Source organism: Streptomyces sp. HUAS CB01, assembly GCF_030406905.1.
GTDB lineage: Bacteria > Actinomycetota > Actinomycetes > Streptomycetales > Streptomycetaceae > Streptomyces > Streptomyces chengbuensis.
In genome coordinates this window covers 6,836,203-6,856,703 of the sequence record NZ_CP129137.1, presented here as the reverse complement: position 1 = coordinate 6,856,703, position 20,501 = coordinate 6,836,203, and the positions used below count along the sequence as shown (strand labels likewise).

At 69.5% G+C, this 20,501-nt stretch carries 13 protein-coding genes; 7 read left to right on the top strand and 6 right to left on the bottom strand.

All coding sequences use genetic code 11. The features are described 5' to 3' along the window. Window positions 1–306: 306 nt before the first annotated feature. The 4 genes from QRN89_RS29990 to QRN89_RS29975 all read right to left on the bottom strand — a co-directional run bounded on the left by QRN89_RS29990 (window position 307) and on the right by QRN89_RS29975 (window position 5,690). Window positions 307–1,353, bottom strand: coding sequence for a DUF3644 domain-containing protein (locus QRN89_RS29990; protein ID WP_290352546.1), 1,047 nt, complete (start codon window positions 1,351–1,353; stop codon window positions 307–309). Between the two features lie 196 nt (window positions 1,354–1,549). Further along, on the bottom strand, window positions 1,550–3,175 hold the full coding sequence (locus QRN89_RS29985; protein ID WP_290353917.1) for an RNase H family protein: 1,626 nt from the start codon (window positions 3,173–3,175) through the stop codon (window positions 1,550–1,552). 183 nt (window positions 3,176–3,358) lie between these two features. Next, window positions 3,359–4,057, bottom strand: a complete 699-nt coding sequence (locus QRN89_RS29980; protein WP_290352545.1) for a DUF4352 domain-containing protein — start codon at window positions 4,055–4,057, stop codon at window positions 3,359–3,361. A gap of 400 nt (window positions 4,058–4,457) precedes the next feature. Then, window positions 4,458–5,690 (bottom strand): DNA sulfur modification protein DndB, encoded by a 1,233-nt coding sequence (locus tag QRN89_RS29975; RefSeq protein WP_290352544.1) that lies wholly within the window; start codon window positions 5,688–5,690, stop codon window positions 4,458–4,460. 278 nt (window positions 5,691–5,968) lie between these two features. Here QRN89_RS29975 and QRN89_RS29970 point away from each other — a divergent pair, with 278 nt between their 5' ends. The 4 genes from QRN89_RS29970 to QRN89_RS29955 all read left to right on the top strand — a co-directional run bounded on the left by QRN89_RS29970 (window position 5,969) and on the right by QRN89_RS29955 (window position 14,744). Beyond that, on the top strand, window positions 5,969–8,194 hold the full coding sequence (locus QRN89_RS29970) for an N-6 DNA methylase (protein WP_290353916.1): 2,226 nt from the start codon (window positions 5,969–5,971) through the stop codon (window positions 8,192–8,194). 105 nt (window positions 8,195–8,299) lie between these two features. Next, a complete protein-coding gene (locus QRN89_RS29965; protein ID WP_290352543.1) occupies window positions 8,300–10,291 on the top strand; it encodes a type I restriction-modification system subunit M in 1,992 nt (663 codons plus the stop codon). Beyond that, the gene (locus QRN89_RS29960; RefSeq protein WP_290352542.1) at window positions 10,288–11,565 is read left to right on the top strand and encodes a restriction endonuclease subunit S; all 1,278 of its coding nucleotides are present in this window, start codon (window positions 10,288–10,290) and stop codon (window positions 11,563–11,565) included. The genes QRN89_RS29965 and QRN89_RS29960 overlap by 4 nt, the downstream gene beginning before the upstream one ends. After that, on the top strand, window positions 11,562–14,744 hold the full coding sequence (locus tag QRN89_RS29955; RefSeq protein ID WP_290352541.1) for a type I restriction endonuclease subunit R: 3,183 nt from the start codon (window positions 11,562–11,564) through the stop codon (window positions 14,742–14,744). The genes QRN89_RS29960 and QRN89_RS29955 overlap by 4 nt, the downstream gene beginning before the upstream one ends. A gap of 60 nt (window positions 14,745–14,804) precedes the next feature. On the opposite strand, the gene QRN89_RS29950 is transcribed toward QRN89_RS29955, so the two are convergent. Then, window positions 14,805–15,011 (bottom strand): DUF397 domain-containing protein, encoded by a 207-nt coding sequence (locus tag QRN89_RS29950; RefSeq protein WP_290352540.1) that lies wholly within the window; start codon window positions 15,009–15,011, stop codon window positions 14,805–14,807. Beyond that, window positions 15,008–15,862, bottom strand: coding sequence for a helix-turn-helix domain-containing protein (locus QRN89_RS29945; protein ID WP_290352539.1), 855 nt, complete (start codon window positions 15,860–15,862; stop codon window positions 15,008–15,010). The genes QRN89_RS29950 and QRN89_RS29945 overlap by 4 nt, the downstream gene beginning before the upstream one ends. 121 nt (window positions 15,863–15,983) lie before the next feature. Here QRN89_RS29945 and QRN89_RS29940 point away from each other — a divergent pair, with 121 nt between their 5' ends. The 3 genes from QRN89_RS29940 (at window position 15,984) to QRN89_RS29930 (ending at window position 20,358) form a co-directional block, all read left to right on the top strand. Beyond that, window positions 15,984–16,430, top strand: coding sequence for an ATP-binding protein (locus QRN89_RS29940; RefSeq protein ID WP_290352538.1), 447 nt, complete (start codon window positions 15,984–15,986; stop codon window positions 16,428–16,430). A 118-nt stretch (window positions 16,431–16,548) separates the two neighbouring features. Continuing rightward, window positions 16,549–18,159, top strand: a complete 1,611-nt coding sequence (locus QRN89_RS29935) for a serine/threonine-protein kinase (RefSeq protein WP_290352537.1) — start codon at window positions 16,549–16,551, stop codon at window positions 18,157–18,159. Window positions 18,160–18,207: 48 nt separating this feature from the next. Then, window positions 18,208–20,358: a UvrD-helicase domain-containing protein gene (locus QRN89_RS29930; RefSeq protein WP_290352536.1), complete on the top strand. Its 2,151-nt coding sequence runs from the start codon at window positions 18,208–18,210 to the stop codon at window positions 20,356–20,358. The last annotated feature ends 143 nt before the right edge of the window (window positions 20,359–20,501 follow it).

Sequence of the window (20,501 nt, the reverse complement as noted above, 5' to 3'; positions counted from 1 at the left end):
CCTATTCGTCAAATCCCCGGCATGGAACTGTCTTCCGCTTCACCCTAAACCCGCCACTGACGACGGGTCACTACCGAACGTCTTCTGGGCCGCAGTCCTGGGCTGTAGCTGCCGGCGCAACCTGACGGCGCGCAACGGACGGAGACGTCGCACCCCTCCCCGACCGGTTCCGCATACGCCCATTGCAGCGCTCGCACCATCACCCCGGAAGCCGTAGCCAGGGCTTCACCGAGGGTGATTCGCCCGTCCTATTGGCGGCCTGCACCGCGATGACCGTTGCCGTCCCCCAGGGCAGCACGCGGCGCCTCAGGCAGCCGCCCGATTCGACGCGTCGATCCCCGTCTTCATGCGCGGCTCCCTACCGAAGAACGCGCGGTACTTCTCGACCGTCCCGATCTCCCTCACGATCTTCCTGATCCATGCCTGGGTGTAGACGTACTCGTTGAAGGCCTCGTTGTATGTGCAGTACCTCGCGTCGGTGACGTACGGGTCGCCGGAACCCTTGACCGGACGGACTCTCAGCCGCTTCCACATCACCACGTGGTCCACGTACACGCTGAACCGGAACGGCAGCTGCTCCTCGACCCGGGCAGCGACCTGCGCCGGGCGCATCCTGTTCAGGTCCGCCACCTCGACACGGCGGTCCCTGGTGATGACGGAACCATCCCGCCCCGCCTCGACCATGGTGCGTCGCTCGTCCTCGCTCAGGTCGTCGAGCTTGACGAAGTTGACGGCCAGGTCGGCGTCCGTCTTGGAGCCGGTGATGGGCACCAGCCGTACGCGGTAGTCGTACCCGGGGTCGTTGAGGACTGACGGATCGATACCCGCCTCGTATCTGGCCACCAGGTCACGGGTCTTCCTGGGCAGCCCCCTGGCGGCCTTCCGCATCTCCTCGTACCCCTCCGCGGTCAGGGCCTGGACGGAGAGGGGGAAGCGGAGCCGGTCGGCGAGGCTGTAGCCGGCGCCGAAGTGGCCCGTCATCTCCTGCTCGTAGTTGATGACGTAGGCCTGGGCCCTGCCGCCCGTGGCGATCCTCAGGTTGTGCTCGTAGCGATGCTCCACCTTGTTGCGCAGGGCGACGAAGAGCTCGGCGTTGAGGCGTACCGTGTCGGCGCTGTTGGGAAAGCGCTCCTTCAGGCACCTCTCGAGGTCCCAGGCCTTCGGCTCGCCGTCGATCAACTGGTGGCGGCCGGTCTTGGTGTCCAGATAGTGGTAGTCGATCTCGGCCTTGTGGAATTCCGCGTGGAGCAGGTAGTGCCAGGCCTTGTGCATGTGAGTGAGGAAGTCGCCGTAGTCGCCGCTGGAGCAGTTCCATTCGTCGAGCGCCTTGAGGGCGTGACGCTGCGACTCCATGAGGATGTGGTGCCACCGGGGATGGGCCATGAGGAGCGCCGCTCGCTTTCGTCCAAGTACGGGGAGATCGGTTCTCAGGGTGGTAGGGCTGTCCGCAGACGGTCGGATGTGGGCTGCGTGTCGGCTGCCCGAGCCAATGTGAAGGTACGAAGACGAGGGAGGCCGTGAAGCTCGGCACTGCCGTCGGACCGTGGGCTCAGGCGGCCACCGAGAGGGAGCCTGGTCCGGAGCCGAGCGAGCGCAGGATCCGCGCCTCCTCCTTCCGCGCGGTGGAGGAAGGGATGCGGCCGGTGGCACGGCGGAGGGCGAGACGGGCGAAGGCGTCCGCGGTTTCGTTGAGGTCGTGTCCGATGTGCCCCTTGAGCCAGCGGACCTGGACGCGGTGCCGGTGGCGCAGCAGGCGGTCCATCAGCCGCCGGCTCTCCGGGAAGAGGAGCGTGCGGTGGGTGGCTGCTGGGTCGGCAGAGCGCAGAGCCGTGTCGACTACGTCGACTGCCTCGGTGCTGTCGCACAGGAGGACGACGGGTGCATCCTCGTGGCGCTCGAGGAGGCTGAGGGCGGCCGCGCATATACCGATGACTTCGGCTTCACCGCTGCTCGAGGCCAGGGACTCGCCGTATCCGGTCGTCCCGTCCTCGGCAGCCCAGCCGTAGCCGCACAGTGCGGACTCGTCACCGACGGCGGCGTCGGCGACGGCCACGACGGCGGTGTCGGGAAGGTCGGCGAGCACGGCATAGCGGTCCCCGTCAGCCGGGAGCGCTGCCGCCGGGTGTTCGCTGTCCTCGTCCTGGCCCATGTCGGCAGGATGGGAGTCGGCGAGGACGGCGGCGAGAGCGCGGTGGCACTGCGGGCAGCCGTCGACCTGCTCGGGACACTGCGCCTGGTGCCTCACGGTCAGCTCACGCACGCCGTGCCACAGCTCGGGCTCGGCATCGGCGAAGCGCACCAGGGCCGCCGCGCGACACTGTGCGATGAGTTCCGCGAAAGGTCCGGTGGTCATGCAGGCCCACATCCGGTCGTGGAGTTCCGTGACCCGGAGCAGGGCCTCTCGGCGGCGGGCGGCGAGAACCGCGGTGTCCTGGTAGGCGTCGTCCAGTGCGTCAAGTCGGGCGCGCCGTACGGAGAGAGGGCGGGCGACTACGTCCCGTTCGGCCTGGCCGATCGCGTAGCGACCCCAGGCCAGCGCGGCACGGGCATGGCGGCTCCACCGTTCGACCACCGCGTCGTGCGGGAGGTACGGGTTCTCTTCCTCCCGGGCATCGCGCAGGAGGGCCTGAACGAAGGCGTCGTCGTCACAGTCCCGCAGCTCGCGCACCGGTGCCGGCAGCTCTTCGCGTGCCGTCCTCCGGTCCCAGGCCCACCGGGCGAGGTCGCTCTCCGGCCCCTGCGGTGTGCCGTCCGGCACTCCCCTGTCGCGCAGTTCCTGCCGCAGGACCTCGGCGAAGGCCGCGGGGGACGCCGTGCGCGCCACCCTCAGCTCCAGCATGTCCACCGGCCGGGAGCGGCCGGCGAGGCGGTGGGCACGCTGCTCCTTGCACAGGCTCTCCGCCTGCGACCGGGCCCGTCGCACCTTGCGCGCGTGTGCTCGCAGCCGTCGCAGCCGCTCGGGGGGCTGAGCCGAGAGTTCCGCGCATCGGACGGCCCCGCGAGCGAGGACGTCGGCGTGGGCGAGAGCGACGGTGATGGGGCCGGCGAGCGAAGCGTGTTCCAGGGCCGCGGCGACCTCCGGAGGGCAGATCCCGTTCATGCGTGCGAGGACGGCCTCCTGCAGGGCGGTGAAGTCGTCGGCGAAGCGACGGATCAGCTCGGTGTGCACGGTCATCGTCACGGTGGCCTTCCTGGTCGCGGGTGGTGGTGAGCGGGGCCGCACATGGTGGGCGATCGGGCGTGGGTGCGGGCGGGCCCGTGGGCGCGGCATCGGTGTGCACCCGATGACGGCGAAGGCGTGAGCCGCCGCCCTGTGGAGACGACGACGGCACCCAGCAGGGCCCGTCCGCGGTCCGAGCTACTGCACCCGGCCGGTGAAGATGGCCGTGCGGTACCAGCCCGAGCCAGAGGTGTCGATCGGCATGATCTCGATCTGGACGCTCTTGGCCGTCTTGGCGAACACGCACGCCTCCTTCCAGGTCTGCGACTTGCCCGGCAGCAGGTGGGTGTCCGGCGTGCCCTTGAAACCCGCATCCGTGTCGAAGATCTCCTCCGCGCCGTCGGGGCAGGACATGCTGACCGTGCTCAGGTCGAGCGGGGACTTGGAGCCGTTCTGCACAGTGACGGAGAAGGCCAGGTACGCCTTGCCGGCCGGGTAGGCGTACTCTCCGGAGGTGCCGCGGCTGAAGTGGCTCAGGTGCGCCTGGACGCCGTTGTTCCACGTGGCGGTCTTGTCCAGCGCGACGGTGATGGTGTCACTGTCGGAGTCGTCCTGGGTGTCCTCGGAGTCCTGGGCGCTCTGGGTGTCCTGCGAGGCGCTGACGGTGGCCGTCGGCGGCTCGGTCCCGGTCTGGGCTCCGCCGATGGTGGAGCAGGCGCTCAGGGAGCAGCCCACGGCCATCGCGGCCACCACGAGGACGGTCCTGCGCGGACGGGTCAGGGGCGCCGTGATCAGTGCGAGGAGCGTTGAGGCACCGTGGGCGAACAGCTCTCCGCGCCACAACGGCCTCCTCCCGGCCGACGGCTGCGCGGAGGCGGGGGACGTCTTCGGCGCCATCCCGGACGCCCCCATAGCCGGGGCCATACCGGCCGCTTTCGGGTGCTGGGGAAGGGCAGTGCATGTGTCGGGGACGGCGTACGGGGACGAAGGTGAGGGAGAGGACGGCGTGCCGCAGACGTTCGGGTAGCTCATGAGGCCATTCCTTCGGATGGATGTGGATGGAAGGGGACTGACGGATGGCGGGAGGAGAGGGCGCGCATGCTGACGGGAGCGGAGCCGCCCCGCCGCGCCCGGGCCGGGCCGGACCGAGCCGGCCCCGGGCCCGGCATCGCAGCCTGGACGCCCACGGATACGTGGAGGCGGGAGCCGTGGGTCGTGCCCGCAGGCGGGACCTCGTCCCGAGAGGGGCGTCGGCTGAGAAGGTCTCGGCGTCAAGGGAGCCGCGGCGTAGGCCTGTTCAGGTCCCCAGACCCCGGATCTTCCGGCCCCACTCGCTGTTCGGGTCGAGGAGCGCGCCCGCGACGCGGCCGGCGGAGTCCTTCACTCCGCCACTGAAGTTGAGCCGGCCGGTGGAGCCGACGCTGGCGCAGACGCCGTCCCAGTAGGCGGGTTCGCGCTCCCAGCGCACGTCGGCGAGAAGGTGCTCGACCGTCTCGTAGCTCATGGCGTCGCCGCGGTCGCACCAGGGGGTCGCGCGGTGCAGCAGGACGCCGAGGCCTGCCATCACGGCCGGGGCCGTGATCGCGCTGCGCCGGGCGAAGTCCGGGAAGCGGCCCCCGATCAGCCGGGACGCGAGACGTACGACGACCTTCTCCACCTCGTCGGCGTCGGTGTCGGGCGGCAGGTCGCCCTCGTGGACGTTGGCCGCCGAGTACTGCACACCCTTGGTGCCGAAGAGGGTGGTGACGATCAGCGTCCGCAGCGCGGACAGCGTCACGACCTCCTTGTCGGTCCTGGTGAGCTGCCGCTTGCCGGCGTTGACCAGCTTGCCGAACGGCATCCGCTGACCGTTCGACTCGACCTCGAGCCTCTCGCCGACGATGTAGGCGAGGCGGGTGGCGAGGTCGCGCTGGTCCATGGACATGGCCAGGTTCTTGGCGACGTCGATGCCCTTGACGTTGCGGTCGTAGAAGATCTGCCGCGCGTCCGCCGGGGAGATCCCCAGGTAGAGCTCGAAGGGGATACGGACCCGCCGGCTGAGCTCGGTGTAGGTGAGGCCGAAGGATTCCGGGTCCTGGTAGATGTCGTGCCAGGCGGTGGTCTGGGTCTCGCCGTCGACGGCGATCACCATGGCGTCCGGCGCGACGGTCAGCGTCCGCAGGCCCGAGTCGGGGACGAGCTCGTCGCTCATCGCGGCGATCTCGCCCGCGTGCCAGAGCGTGATCGGGGGCGTGGACCAGGCGGAGCCGTGCTTGCCGAGGATGCCGGCGGCGATGTACTCGGCGTAGGCCGGGATGTTCTTGCCCTTCTGGGACTTCAGCGTCCGCTGCACGGTCGCGCGCAGCTCGGCGTGCCGCCGGTCGTGCCCCGACGCGGCCTTGAGGGCACGCGGGTCCTCCTCCTGACGCGGCGACGGCACGAGACGTACCAGCGTCGCGAGCGACATGGTGCCGATGACCGCGTCCTCGCGGAACGGCATGACGGTGAGCGGGATTCCTTCCGGAGTGCCGCTCGGCATGGTCAGGCGCATGGGTTCCCCCTTGGGTGGTGGTCGATCGGGCTCACCCGGCCCTGAGTCGCCGCACGCTCCCGGCATTCCGCCGAGAGGGGGTTGGCGCAGGACAAGGGCTGGACGCCCAAAGGACATGGCTATGGCAAGGAAAACACGCTCCACGCCGGAGAGTGCCGCTCACCAGCGGAAGCGATTACATAAAAGCATGACAGTGAAAGCACTGTCCAACAACTTTCAGGAGTTGACTCGTGCTGTACGGTGTAACCACGCCGACCATCGGAGCCAGGACCACATCCATGCCGCAGCCACCCGCACCATCCGCCCAGGTGACAGCCGCCGAGATCTCCCGCATCGCGGGCGTCACGCGCGCCACCGTCAGCAACTGGCGACGCCGGCACGACGACTTCCCGGCGCCGTCCGGGGGCACGGACAGCAGCCCGCTGTACGACCTGGAGTCGGTGCGTGCCTGGCTCGCCTCACGCGGCCATTCCTCGGCGGCGACCCCCTCTGAGGAGCTGCGGACCACCCTCCGCCTGCGCGCGCAGAGCGGCGGCGGCGCTGCGTCGGAAGGCCTCCTGCTCCTGGTCCTCGCGGCCGCGGGCCGCACACCCGAGGAGCTGACGGCCGCCACGGAGTTGCCGGACGCGGAACTCGTCGCGCACGCGCAGCGCGATGCCGCGACCGCGGCCGACGCCGTGCCGGCCGCCGACCCCGTCCGTTTCGCGACGGGCGACGCGCCGGCGCTGCGGGCGTTGTACGCGTGTGTACGCGACGAGAGCGGCCAGGCAGCGCTGGCCGTGCTGGCGGAACGGGAGCTTGAGGACAGCGCGGCGTCCGGCGCGTACCTGACCCCCGCCCCGCTCGCGGACCTGCTCGCCCGTCTGATCCCGGGGTCCCCCTCCAGCGTCCTCGACCCGGCCTGCGGCGGCGGCACCCTGCTGGCAGCAGCCGCCCGCCGGGGAGCGCGTGATCTGTACGGCCAGGACAACCTGCCCGTGCAGGCCCTGCGCAGTGCCGTGAGCCTGATGCTGACGGCACCGGAGGCCGAGGTCACCGTGCGCGCCGCCGACAGTCTGCGCGCGGACGCCTTCCCCGACCTGCTCGCCGACGCGGTGCTGTGCAACCCGCCGTACGGCGTGCGCGACTGGGGCCACGACGAGCTGGCGTACGACCCGCGCTGGGCGTACGGCGTCCCGGCGCGCGCCGAGTCGGAGCTGGCGTGGGTGCAGCACGCGCTCGCCCATCTGGCACCCGGCGGCCACGCCGCCCTGCTCCTGCCGCCCGCCACGGCCGGCCGCGCGTCGGGGCGCCGGGTACGGGCGGAGCTGGTACGCAGCGGAGCCCTGCGCGCGGTGATCGCGCTGCCGGTCGGCGCGTCGGTGCCGCTCCACGTCGGGCTCCAGGTGTGGGTGCTGCAACGGCCCGAACCAGGCGGCCCGGAGCGCAAGTCGGTGCTGTTCGTGGACACGGCGGCGGACGCGGCGACGGGTACGGCGACGGCGGCCGGGCGCGGTGGAACAGCGGTGGCGCCGCGGACGCGGGGCGGGAGCCGGTCGGCCTCCCTGGACTGGGAGGGGATCACCGCGCACGCCCTGGGCGCGTGGCGGGCGTTCACGGAGAACCCGGACGCCTTCGATGGCGAACCCGGTGTCGCGCACGCGGTCGGCGTGGTGGACCTGCTGGACGACGTGGTGGACCTGACCCCGGCGCGGCTCGTACGGGCGTCACGGGCCGAGGTCGACCCGGCGGAGCTGTCGGCCGGGGTCGCCGCCGCGCGCCGCGGTCTCGTCGGCGCCGCGAAGTCCCTCGCGCGGACGGCGGGCCGGGAGGGCTGGAGCTCCGCGGGCTCCTCGGCCCGCGAGTGGCGGACGGCGACGGCGTCCGACCTCGCGCGCGGCGGGGCGCTCACCTTGCTGCGGACACTGCCGGAGGGCGTGCGGGGCCGCGCGGACGGCGGCGGTGTGGGCGGGGAGCGGCCGGACGCGGCCCGCGCGGTGCTCACCGGCTCGGATATCGCGCGCGGATCGGGCCCCACGGGAGACCCGGCGGAGCTGCGCGGCGACGGGACACCCGTGATCGCCGTGGGGGATGTCCTCGTGCGGGCGGTCGCGAGCGGGGACGGGCCGATGGCGCGGGTCGCGAGCGAGGAGGACGCGGGCGCGCTGCTCGGCCCCCACGTCCACCTGTTCCGGCCGGACCCGAAACGCCTGGACGCCTGGTTCCTCGCCGGGTTCCTGGGCGCGGAGGAGAACATCGCGGGCGCGTCGACGGGCAGCACGATCCTGACGGTCAGCCCGGGCCGGCTGCGCGTGCCGCTGCTGCCGCTGGAGGAGCAGCGGCGGTACGGGAAGGCGTTCCGGCACGTGCACGAGCTGCAGACGGAGGCCCGGCGGGCGACGGGGCTGGCGGAGGAGACGGCGCGGTTGCTGGCGGGCGGGCTCACCGGGGGGCAGTTGCTGCCGTCGCGGGAGACGGCGGTGGAGGACGCGGTACGCGGCCGGGGTGACGATTCACCCCATTAGGCGCGCGGCCCCTCACACATAGACCACACTTGTCGGACCGTCCTGGTCGGCTGATCGGCCCGGGCGGTGGGGTTGGGACATTTCGGAAGGAATCCGGGGATCCAGTTGAGCAGCAGCAAGCACACGGAGTTGGCGAATCACGCGTGGTCCGTCGCCGACCTCCTGCGGGGGGACTACAAGCAGTCCGACTACGGCAAGGTCATCCTGCCGTTCACGGTGCTGCGGCGACTGGAGTGCGTGCTGGAACCGACCCGCGAGAAGGTCGCGGAGATCGCGGAGCAGCACAAGGACAGCGGCATCGACCCGGACCGCTTCCTGCGACGGGCCTCGGGCCACTCCTTCTACAACCGGTCCAGCCTGACCCTGAAGAAGATCGCCGCGGACCCGCAGAACGCGGCGAAGAACCTCCACGTGTACGTAGGGGCGTTCTCGGACAACGCGCGGGGTGTGCTGGACCGCTTCGAGTTCGCGCAGCAGATCAAGCGGCTGGACGCGGCCGGGCTGCTCTACAAGGTCATCGGCAAGTTCACGGACCTGGACCTGCGTCCCGAGGTCGTGCCCAACCACAACATGGGATACATCTTCGAGGAACTGATCCGCCGCTTCGCCGAGCAGTCGAACGAGACGGCCGGTGAGCACTTCACGCCCCGCGAGGTCATCCAGCTCATGGTGCGGCTGCTCGTCGCCCCGGACGGGGACGCGTTGCAGCTGCCGGGCGCCGTGCGCACGGTCCTCGACCCGGCCTGCGGCACGGGCGGCATGCTCTCCGCGATGGACGACCTGATCGCGGAGCTGAACCCGGACGCCACGGTGGAGGTGTACGGGCAGGAGCTCAACCCGGAGTCATGGGCGATCTGCCGGTCCGACCTGATGATCAAGGGCCAGGACCCCGAGAACATCGCCTTCGGCAACTCCTTCTCCGACGACGGGCACGCCCGGAAGTCCTTCGACTACATGCTGGCCAACCCGCCGTTCGGCGTGGAGTGGAAGAAGGTCAAGGACGAGGTCGAGGCCGAGCACAGGTCGCTGGGCGAGGCCGGCCGCTTCGGGGCGGGGCTGCCGCGTATCAACGACGGCTCGCTGCTGTTCCTTCAACACATGATCTCGAAGATGAAGCCGGTGGACGTGAATGGCGGGGGCGGCTCGCGTCTGGCGATCGTGTTCAACGGCTCCCCGTTGTTCACTGGTGCGGCGGGATCGGGTGAGTCGGAGATCCGGCGCTGGATCCTGGAGAACGACTGGCTGGAGGGCATCGTCGCCTTGCCGGATCAGCTCTTCTACAACACCGGCATCTCGACGTACTTCTGGATCCTGACGAACCGGAAGAGCCCGGACCACAAGGGCAAGGTCGTGCTGCTGGACGCGCGTGACCAGTGGCAGAAGATGCGGAAGTCCCTGGGCGACAAGCGCAAGGAGTTGGGCAAGGACCACATCGCGACGGTGGTCAAGCTGTACGGCGAGGCGCTGGCCGTGGCGGGGGATGCGGAGCACCCGCTGCACGGCAAGGTGAAGGTCTTCTGGAACGAGGACTTCGGGTACCAGCGGATCACGGTGGAACGGCCGCTGAAGCTGCGGTTCGAGGTCACGGAGGAGACGCTGGCGGCGCTGGAGGCGTCGAAGGCGATCCAGAAGCTGCCTCAGGCTTCGGCGCTGGCGGATGCGTGCAAGTCGCTGGTCGGGGCGAGCTGGGGTACGAAGCAGGACGCGTGGCTCGCACTGAAGGACGCGGTGGTGCAGGCCGGCGGGACGTGGCCTACGGGGGCGCCGTTCAACAAGGCGCTGCGGGAGGTGCTGGGGGTGCGGGATCCCGAGGGCGAGGTGCAGCTCGTCAAGGGGCAGCCTGAGGCGGATGGGGAGCTTCGGGACTACGAGAACGTGCCGTTGGGGGAGGACATCGAGGAGTATCTGGCGCGGGAGGTTCATCCTCATGTGGCGGATGCGTGGATCGACCACAGTAAGACGAAGGTGGGGTACGAGGTTCCGTTCACGCGGCACTTCTATGTGTACGAGCCGCCTCGGCCGTTGGCGGAGATTGATGCGGAGTTGAAGGCGCTGGAGGCGGAGATTCAGGGGCTGTTGCGGGAGGTCACGGAATGACGGAGTCGCGTCTGGCGCCCTGGCTTTCTGCTTCACGATGGCCCACAGCGCCGATCCGGCTTGTAGCGCGCTTGGGATCTGGGCACACGCCCAGCCGCAGCAAGCCCGAGTACTGGCAGGACTGCACGGTTCCGTGGATCACGCTCGCCGACGTATGGCAGCTGCGTGACGGCCGGACCAACGTCATCGCAGAGACCAAAGAGATGGTCAGCCCACTCGGGCTGGCGAACTCGGCGGCCGTAAAGCATCCAGCCGGAACCGTGATCCTCTCTCGCACCGCTTCGGTGGGATTTTCCGCGATCATGGGCCGTGACATGGCCACGAGTCAGGATTTCGCCACTTGGACATGCGGTCCGAAGCTGGAGCCTCGCTTTCTGCTGCACGCCCTTCGTGGCATGGCGCCGGATCTCAAGCGTGTCGCCACGGGGTCGACACACAAGACCATTTACATGCCGGACATCGAGCAACTCCGCGTTCCATTGCCCCCGCTGGAGGAGCAGCGTCGCATCGCCGACTTCCTCGACGCCGAGACCGCACGCATCGACCGACTGGTCAGATCACAACTGCGTTTGATCGGCCTCCTCAAGGATCGTGAGGCAGCCGCGATTGGGGAGGTTCTCTCTAATGCGGCAGAGAAATCAATCCGCCTCAAACATCTGTTGCTCTTCCCTCCGTCCTACGGAGCGAACGAACCGGCGCAGCACGACCGCCGGGACTGGCCCCGGTACATCCGCACGACGGACATCGCAGAGGACGGCACTCTCCGCGATGAGACCTTCGCGTCGCTTCCTCCCGAGGTAGCGCAGCAGTACCTCTTGGACGACGGCGACCTCCTCCTAGTGCGCAGTGGGGCCACGGCGGGCAAAGCGTTCCTGTACGAGCTCCGATTCGGGCCAGCTGCCCATGCCGGTTACCTGATTCGCGCACGCGTGAACAGCCAGCTGATGCTGCCCCGTCTCATCTGGCACTTCTGCCAAACGACCGCCTACTGGCAGCAGATCAACGAAGGGGCAGTCCAGGCCACTATCCAGAACGTCAACGCGGAGAAATACGGGAACCTGCTGGTCCCCCACATGGCACACGACCGTCAGCTCGACGCTCTCCGGCACATCGATGCACTCACAGAGAAATCAGGAGAGCTGAGAAGGCATGCACATCAGATGCTCGCCCTGCTCGCGGAACGCCGCCAAGCTCTCATCGCCGCCGCCGTAACCGGCCAGTTCGACGTATCCACCGCCAGCGGCCGCAACGTAGCCGAAGGAGTAACCGTATGAGCCCCGTGCACGACGAGTCCTCCTTCGGCTCGGCCATAGTCGCCGCCCTCTGTGAGCGAGGCTGGCGGGAGGCGAACCCCGAGGACTACCGCCCCGACCTCGGGCTCGACACCAACGAGCTGTTCACCTTCATCGGCGCCACCCAGCCCGACGAGTGGAACGAGCTCCTCACCGTCTACGGCGGCAACCCCAACGAAGCCCAACGCGGTTTCGCCCAGCGGCTCGACCGGGCCCTCGCCGAGGACGGACTGCTCCACGTCCTCCGGAACGGCGTCAAGGACCGCGGAGCCCGCCTCCGCGTCGCCTACTTCAAACCCAACCTCATCTCCGCCGACTCCGTCCTGGACGGCTACCGGGCCAACCGCCTCACCGTCGTTCGGGAACTCCCCTACGCCACCAAGCAGGCCGACTGGGGCCACCGCCTCGACCTCACCCTGTTCCTCAACGGCATACCGGTCGCCACGGCCGAGTTGAAGAACCCGCTCACCGGGCAGGGCGTGGAGCAGGCCAAGGAGCAGTACCGGACGGACCGGGACCCGACCGAGCTGATCTTCACGCGGCGCGTGATCGCGAACTTCGCCGTCGACCCGGACCTGGTCTTCGTCACCACACAACTGCGCGGTAAGAGCACCCGGTTCCTGCCCTTCAACACCGGCTCGAACGGCCCCGGCCAGCCCGGCGGGGCCGGAAACCCGGCGCCCACGGCGCACGGCACGTACGCCACCTCGTACCTCTGGGAACAGGTCTGGCAGCGGGACAACTGGCTCGACCTGCTCCAGCGTTTCGTGCACCAGCAGAAGTACAAGACGCCCGGCGGCGGTACAACCAAGTCGACGATCTTCCCCCGCTTCCACCAGTGGGACGTGGTCCGCAAGCTCACCGCGCACGCGTCCGTCCACGGCGCCGGCCAGAACTACCTGGTCATGGCCTCCGCCGGCTCCGGCAAGTCGAACACCATCGGCTGGCTGGCCCACCGCCTCAGCGACCTGCATGCCCGCAGGGATCCGCACGTTCTCAGGCCCGATGCCCTGGCCGACGGCCGCATCAAGCCGGGCGAGCCCGTCTTCGACAAGGTCATCGTCATCACCGACCGCCGCGCCCTGGACGCTCAGCTCTCGGCGACGGTCGGCAGTTTCTCGCAGACGGACGGCCTGGTGGTGAAGGTCGACGAGAAGCACGGCGCAAAGAGCGAGCAGCTCGCCCGTGCCCTCTCCCGCGACACCGGGAAGATCGTCACGGTCACCCTGCACTCGTTCCCGGCGCTGCTGGACTACATCAAGCGCAACCCGACCGAGATCAAGGGCACCCGCTTCGCGATCATCGTCGACGAGGCGCACTCCTCCCAGTCCGGCGACGCCGCCACCGCCGTGAAGTCCGCCCTGCGCGACCTCGGCCTGGACGCCGACTCGGACGACGCAGGCGCGACCACGGTCACCGTGGACGACCAACTGAAGGCGAAGGCGGTGGCCCGCTCCCGCGCCGCGAACCTCTCCTACTTCGCCTTCACGGCCACCCCCAAGTCGAAGACCCTCGAACTCTTCGGCGCGGGAGGCGTCGAGAACGGCAAGACCGTCTACCGCCCCTTCCACACCTACTCCATGCGCCAAGCCATCGAGGAAGGCTTCATCCTCGACCCCTTGCGCAACTACGTCACCTACAACACGTACTGGAAGCTCGCGAACCTGAACCGCGACGAGAAGGAGGTCGACCCCTCCAAGGCCAACAGCCTGCTCGCCCGGTTCGCGCTCATGCACGAGCACACGGTGTCCCAGCACGCCCAGGTGATCGTCGAGCACTTTGTCGCCCACAGCCGCGGCCGGCTCGGCGGACGCGCCAAGGCCATGGTGGTCACGGCCTCCCGCCACTCTGCCGTGCAGATGGCCCGCGCCATCCGCAGTTACATCGCCGACCGCGAGTACGACACCAAGTACCCGGACCTCGGTGTCCTGGTCGCCTTCTCCGGGTCCCTCACCATCGACGGCGAGGAGACCACCGAGAGCAAGGAGAACGGCGGTCTCTCCGAGAGCGCGCTGCCCAAGGCCTTCGCCTACTCCCGCGCCGACGACAAGGCCGCGAAGGCCGGAGGCAAGGGGCAGCAGGAGTACCGGATCCTGGTCGTCGCCGAGAAGTACCAGACCGGCTTCGACCAGCCACTCCTGACCACGATGTACGTCAATAAGGCGCTGACCGGCATCGCCGCCGTCCAGACCCTCTCCCGCCTCAACCGCACCGCCGAACGCAAGTCCCAAGCCGACCTGGCCGTCCTGGACTTCGTCAACGAGGCCGAGGACATCCAGGACGCCTTCCGCCCGTACTTCGAAGAGGCGCACACGCTCCCCTCCGACCCGAACCTCCTCTACACGGCCCAGAGCCGCGTCATGTCCGCGCCGATCATCTCGGAGCAGGATATGGACGAGTTCGTCGCCGCGTACATCGAGGCTGAGAACAAGGCGGGCGGCTCCCAGTCCAAGTGGGAGAAGCTGCACGCCGAGCTGTACCGGCTCCTGTCCCCCGCCGTCACCCGCTTCAGGGCCCTCCTGGAGAGCGACGAGGAGGACGACGTCGATGCAGCCGAGGAGTTCCGCGCCAACCTCAACGACTACGTCCGCAAGTACGGCTTCCTCGCGCAGATCGTTCCCTACCAGGACGCCGAGCTGGAGCGGCTATACCTCTACGGACGCCATCTGCTCAACCGCCTTCCCCGCCTGGCCGACGGCGGAGTCGACATAGGCGAAGTCGACCTCAGCCACCTGCGCGTCGAGAAGACCGGCGAGCACGACGTGTCCCTCAACCCCGAGGGCGCTGCCGAACTCAAGGGGTTCGGCGACGGGATCGGTGGCGGGCAGGATCCCGAGAAGTCGCTGCTGTCGGACCTGATCGACAAGTTCAACGCCAAGTTCGGCACGGACTTCACCAAGGAGGACGTCCTCCCGGCCTTCAACGCGACCAAGGAGGACCCGAAGGTCCGCGCCGCCGCGCTGGTCAACGACGAGTCCAACTTCGGCATCGTCTTCGACAAGAAGTTCGAGGAGAACATGATGGACCATGTCTCCACGATCGACACCCTCGGCAAGCGCTACTTCGGCGCCGACCGGGACTTCAAGTCCAACCTCGACCGCAGCGCGCGTCGGGCCGCCTGGCGGATGATCCGCCGGGAGGAGGGACTGGACGACTTCTGACGCGCTCGGGGCCCGGTGCGCGCGTCCGCACCGGGCCCCGCCCGTCGTATGTCCGCCAGTTCAGCGTCCGGCGGCCATCCGCACGAAGCCAGCCCAAGCATCGACCCCGACAGCCAACCGCTCTCCTTCTGGTCGCTTCGAGTCCCGGACGAGGACAGCTTCGAGGGTCGCGGCAACCTCAACGCACTCGCCGCCCCCGCCGCTGCTGTAACTGCTCTTGAACCAGGCCGACTCCGGCACGGTCGGCTCAGTGGGCTGAACGGTCATTTTTCTCCCAGTAGTTCCTCAATGAAGGCCAGCGACTCACAGGGAGTGAGTGCCTGTGACCGGAGAATGCCATACCGGGCCTCAAGCTCACGGACCTTGGGAGAGTTGGTGTACAGACGGCTGTCGTCCTGGACCTCGGTATACGCGAGGCGTCGCCCATCGGCATTGTCGATCAGGGTGAACGGGCCGCCCAGGCCCGCATGGTCCTCCCGGTCGGTCGGCATCACCTGAGTCTCCACGTTGCGATTCTGTCCCACGAGCAAGATCTGCTCCAACTGCCCGCGAAGTGTTCCGTGTCCGCCGATGGGTTTACGCAACACAACTTCTTCGATGATGAAGCTCAGTAGTGGGGCCGGGCGACGCGTGAAGATGTCCTGTCGCATCAACCGTGCTGCCAGACGCTGCTCGATGACGTCGTCCTCCAGTAGCGGACGCTGCATCTGGAAGACGGCCCGGGCGTAGTCCTCCGTCTGCAACAAGCCCGGCACAGCATGAGTTGCATAAACGCACAGGCCAACCGCGCTCGCCTCCAACCGAGCCATGTCCCGGAAGAACGACGGATACTGGGCCCGAGCCACCTCCTCCTTCAGGGCCGTCAGCAACCCCCCGGCCCCCAACACCTCATCCGCCTTGTCAATGAACCGAGGCTGCGGAATCCGCCTCCCCTGCTCAATCGACGCCACCGTGTCCGCCGAGTAACCGAGCCGCTTGCCGAACTCGGTCCGTTCCAGTCCCGCCTGCGTCCGCAGCAGCTTCAACTGCCGGCCAAACACGGTCACCACGCCCGTCCCCGGCTCGTCCTCCGGCCGCTGCTGCCCCCGCGCAGGCTCCTCGTCCCTGACCTCGGTCATCGCCCTGCCGCCTCTCCCCCGCGTACCGATCCGTACAGCGACCGCGCCCGCCCCGTACAGAGGGTCGACGTCAGCGCGTCCCCCCTGGTCACGCTACGCCACGGAACGCCACCGTGAGTGCATGACCGCAACACAACCACCCCTCACCGCCCACCGGTTCGCGATGCGCTTCAGCTCGACCCCGCGCGGTGCCCGCCTCGCCCGGCGGCTGTGCGGAACCCGGCTCGACGCCTGGGGCGTCCCGTACGGCAGTGACGCGCACGACGCCGTCACCCTCGTCGTGGCGGAGTTGTGCGCCAACGCCGTACGGCACGGGTACGTCGCCGGCCGCGACTTCCACGTCCTGCTCACCGCGGACCCGACCACCGGCACCGTACGGATCGAGGTCAGCGACACCCGCGGTGAACGCCTCCCCCACCTCCCCACAGACACAGCACAGGACGGTGACAGCGGACGCGGGCTGCTCCTCGTCGCGGCGCTGGCCGACCGCTGGGGCTGGTCACCCCGCGCCGGGGGCGGGCCCGGCAAGACCGTGTGGGCGGAGTGCACCGCCCCTTGCCTGGACTGATCGCCGCTCTTGATCACATAGCTCACGCGCGCCCCGGCTGGACTCACGAAACTTCACCCACGAGACTGATCCCCAACCACATCGAAGACCTTTCGGACACTCGAGGGGCGGGGGCCAGGTGCCGGAACCACGGCGGATCGCGGAGCGCTACGAGCTGCTGGAGCAGTTCAACCACGGGGGCATGGGGGACGTGTGGCGCGGCTACGACGCCGTGCTGGACCGGCCGGTCGCCGTGAAGCTGATCCGCCCGCAGTCCGTGACGTCGTCCCACCTGGCGGAAGAATTCGAGAAGCGGTTCAAACGCGAGGCGAGGGTCACCGCGCGGATCCAGCACCCCGGCGTGCCCCAGGTGTTCGACGCGGTGCTCGACGAGTCCTACGAGCACCTGTTCCTGGTGATGGAACTGGTCGACGGCGTACCGCTGACCGCGTACGTGCACCCGGACCGGCCGCCGCTCCCCGTCAGCTGGGCGGTGTCCGTAGCGGCGCAGGTGGCGACCGTGCTGTCGTACGCGCACGACGTGCCCGTGGTCCACCGTGACCTGAAGCCCGGCAACATCCTCGTCGCCCGGGACGGCACGGTGAAGGTGCTGGACTTCGGCATCGCGGCAATCCTGCGGACGGACGTCACCAAGCTGACTGCGACGGGCAGCCCGATCGGGACGCACCAGTACATGGCGCCGGAGCAGGTGCGCGGCGGGCGGGTCACGCCGCGCACCGACCTGTACGCGCTCGGCTGTGTGCTGCACGAACTGCTCTGCGGGCAGCCGGTGTTCAGCGGGGACAGCGAGTGGCAGCTGATGACGCAGCACGTCAACGCGGCCCCGACGCCGCTGCGCCGGCTGCGGGCAGACGTACCGGAGGCCCTGGAGGAACTCGTCCTGCACCTGCTCCGCAAGGCGCCCGAGGCGCGCCCGGCGGACGTGCAGGAGGTGTACGAGCGGCTGCGGCCCTTCCTGCCGGTGCCGGGCGAGGAGTCCGAGCCCGAGGGACCCGGGCTCGCCGGGGCACCGGACCCGACCGGCATCTTCCGCCGTCCCTACGCGCCCCGTTCGCGCGCCGGCACCGCGAGCGCGCAATCGCCCGGGTCCGCTGCCGGGCCGGACGCGCCGCCAGTCGTCCCCGCGGCCGAGCGGGAGGAGCTGCGGGAGCAGCTCCGCGAGGTCCACGCGCACTACCTGGCCCTGATGGAGGAGGAGCGGTACGCGCAGGCCGCCGAGGTGGTGGGCGAGATGATCGAGCCGGCCGCGCGTGCCCTCGGCTCGGAGAACAAGGCGGTCCTGCGGCTGCGTACGCGGCGGGCGTTCAGCCGTCAGCTCGCGGGCGACCACCGGGCCGCGCTGCCGGAGTTCGAGGCGCTCGCCGACGCCTACGCGCGGGTGAGCGGCCCGAGTAGTGAGGAGGCGCTGGAGTGCCGGGCGCAGGCGGCGCGCTGCCGTGGCGAGCTCGGCCAGGTGACCGATGCGCTGGCCGGGCTGCACGGCGTGCTCGACGCCGTCCGCGCCATCGACGGCGACGTGAGCGAGAACGCGGTGGAGCTGCGCCGCGACATCGGCATGCTGCTGCTCGCGCAGCAGCGGGCCGCCGATGCCTTCGAGGTCCTGGAGCCACTGCACGCGGACCTGTGCGTGGTGTACGGACCGGACGACGAACTGACCGCCGAGGTGGCCGAGACCCTCGCCGTGATCCGTCTGGATCTCGACGGCGACGGCTCCGGCTCCTCCAGCTGAATCGACCTTCACCCGCTCCGCAGCCCACCCGGAGTCTAGGATTCCCGCATGCCGCAACTCGCCTTCGACATAGGCTTCTTCGCCGAACTCCCCAAGCTCCAGCCCCCGGTGCGGAAAGGTGTGCTCGACGCCTGGGAGAAGTTCAGCCGGCTCACCCTCGACCAACTCTTCAAGGACCCGGGGCTGAAGCTGGAGAGCCTGACGAACGCGCGGGACAAGCAGATCCGGACGATCCGCATCGATCAGTTCTGGCGCGGTGTGGTCCTCGCCCCGGCGTCCGGCGACACCTTCGTCCTGCTGCGGGTCATGCAGCACGACAAGGCCATCGCCTGGGCGAGGAAGCAGAAGTCCAGCATCAACGAGGTGACGCGGGCCGTCGAGATCCGGGACGCGGCGACCCTGGACGAGATCACCCCCGCGTACGAACGGGTGGCGGAGTCCTCACCTAAGCCTCGACTGTTCGCGAAGTTCTCCGACGGGGACCTGACCGCGCTCGGCATCGACGCCGAGACACTGCGGCAGGCCCGGTCGCTGGTCGACCAGGAGCAGCTCGACGTCTTCGCCCCGCTGCTGCCCCAGGACCAGCGGGAGGTGCTGCAGTACCTCGCCGCGGGATGCACGGTCGAGGAGGTCTGGCAGGACATCGTGGCACCGGCGTTGCAGGCATCGGTGCAGCCGGTGGACACGCGGGACTACGAGACGGCGATCCGGCACAGCCGGGCGCGCATCGCGCTGGTCACCGCCCCCGAGGAGCTTCGGGAGATCCTGGAGAAGCCCTTCGCGGCCTGGCGGGTCTTCCTGCACCCCTCCCAGCGGAAGGTGGCCTACCGGGCGTCCTACTCCGGGCCCGCGCAGGTCACGGGCGGGCCGGGCACCGGCAAGACCGTCGTGGCGCTGCACCGGGTCAGGCATCTGCTCGGCCACCTGCGCGACAGCGACCGCATCCTGCTCACGACCTACACCAACGCGCTCGCCAACGCGCTCCGCTCGGGACTGGAGTCCCTGGTCGACGACCCGGAACTGCGCGAGCGCGTGGACATCTCCACGGTGGACGGCTTCGCGAGCCGGGTCGTCGCCGAGGCACCGGGGGCCGTGGCACTGCGACCGCTGATGAACAACCAGGAGGAGAGCCTCTGGGGCAAGGCCGCCAAGGCGACGGGCTTCACCGGCAGCGCGCAGTTCCTCGCCCAGGAGTACCGGCACGTCATCCTGGCCCAGGACATCCGCACCCTGGCCGAGTACGAGGCGGCAGACCGGCGGGGCCGCGGAAGCCGGCTGGCGGCGGCCGAGCGGCCGCTGGTGTGGGAGACGGTCGAGCGCTTCACGGCCGGGCTCGCGGCGGACGGGGCGCGCACCTGGCTGCAGACGTGCGCCGAGGCGGCACGGCTGCTGGAGGAGCAGGGGCCGCGCTACCGCCACGTCGTGGTGGACGAGGCACAGGACCTGCACCCGGTGCAATGGCGACTGCTGCGCGCGGCCGTCCCCGCCCGCCCGGACGACCTGTTCATTGCCGGGGACCCGCACCAGCGCATCTACGACTCGAGGGTGTCGCTGAAATCGCTGGGCATCAAGGTGACCGGGCGGTCCCTGAAGCTGCGCAAGAACTACCGCAGCACGCAGGAGATCCTGCGCTGGTCCACGGCGTTGCTGATCGGCCGCCCCATCGCCCAGCTGGAGGACGAGAACCGCAACGAGACCCTCCTCGGCTATCGTTCGGCCCTCCACGGCGACGGGCCCGCTGTGCACGCGGCGGCCACCGAGGAGGCCGAACTGGACGCGTTCGTCACGCAGGTACGGGCCTGGCTGGACGCGGGCATCGGAGCAGGGGAGATCGGGGTCGCTGCCCGGTTCAACAAGACCTGCGCGAAGGCGGTGGGACGACTGAAGGACGCAGGTATCCCCGCGGCCACCCTGCGCGCCGCCGATATCGCCACCGGGGAAGCGACGACCGTACTGGCCGGGACCATGCACTCCTTCAAAGGCCTGGAGTTCCGCTGCGTCGCGGTCATCGGCGTCACCGAGGAGGCGCTGCCGTTCCCGAAGGCGATCACCCCGCCGGAGGTGGACGCCCGACAGCACGAGACGGACCTGCTGTCGGAACGCTGCCTGCTCTTCGTCGCCTGCACCCGCGCACGGGACAGCCTGTACGTCTCCTGGTCCGGCAAGCGCAGTCCGTTCCTGGTGGAGGCGGGGGTGTGACCCCGTCGGCCCGCTCCGACGATGGCGAACGCGCAGGGCCCCGCATGCTGCCTGACCGTCTACCGCTACACGGGCGTTCGCGGGGCACCGCCGCACGCCCGAGGTCCCGACCCAAGGCACCGTGTGATCGATGTCGAGGCGGC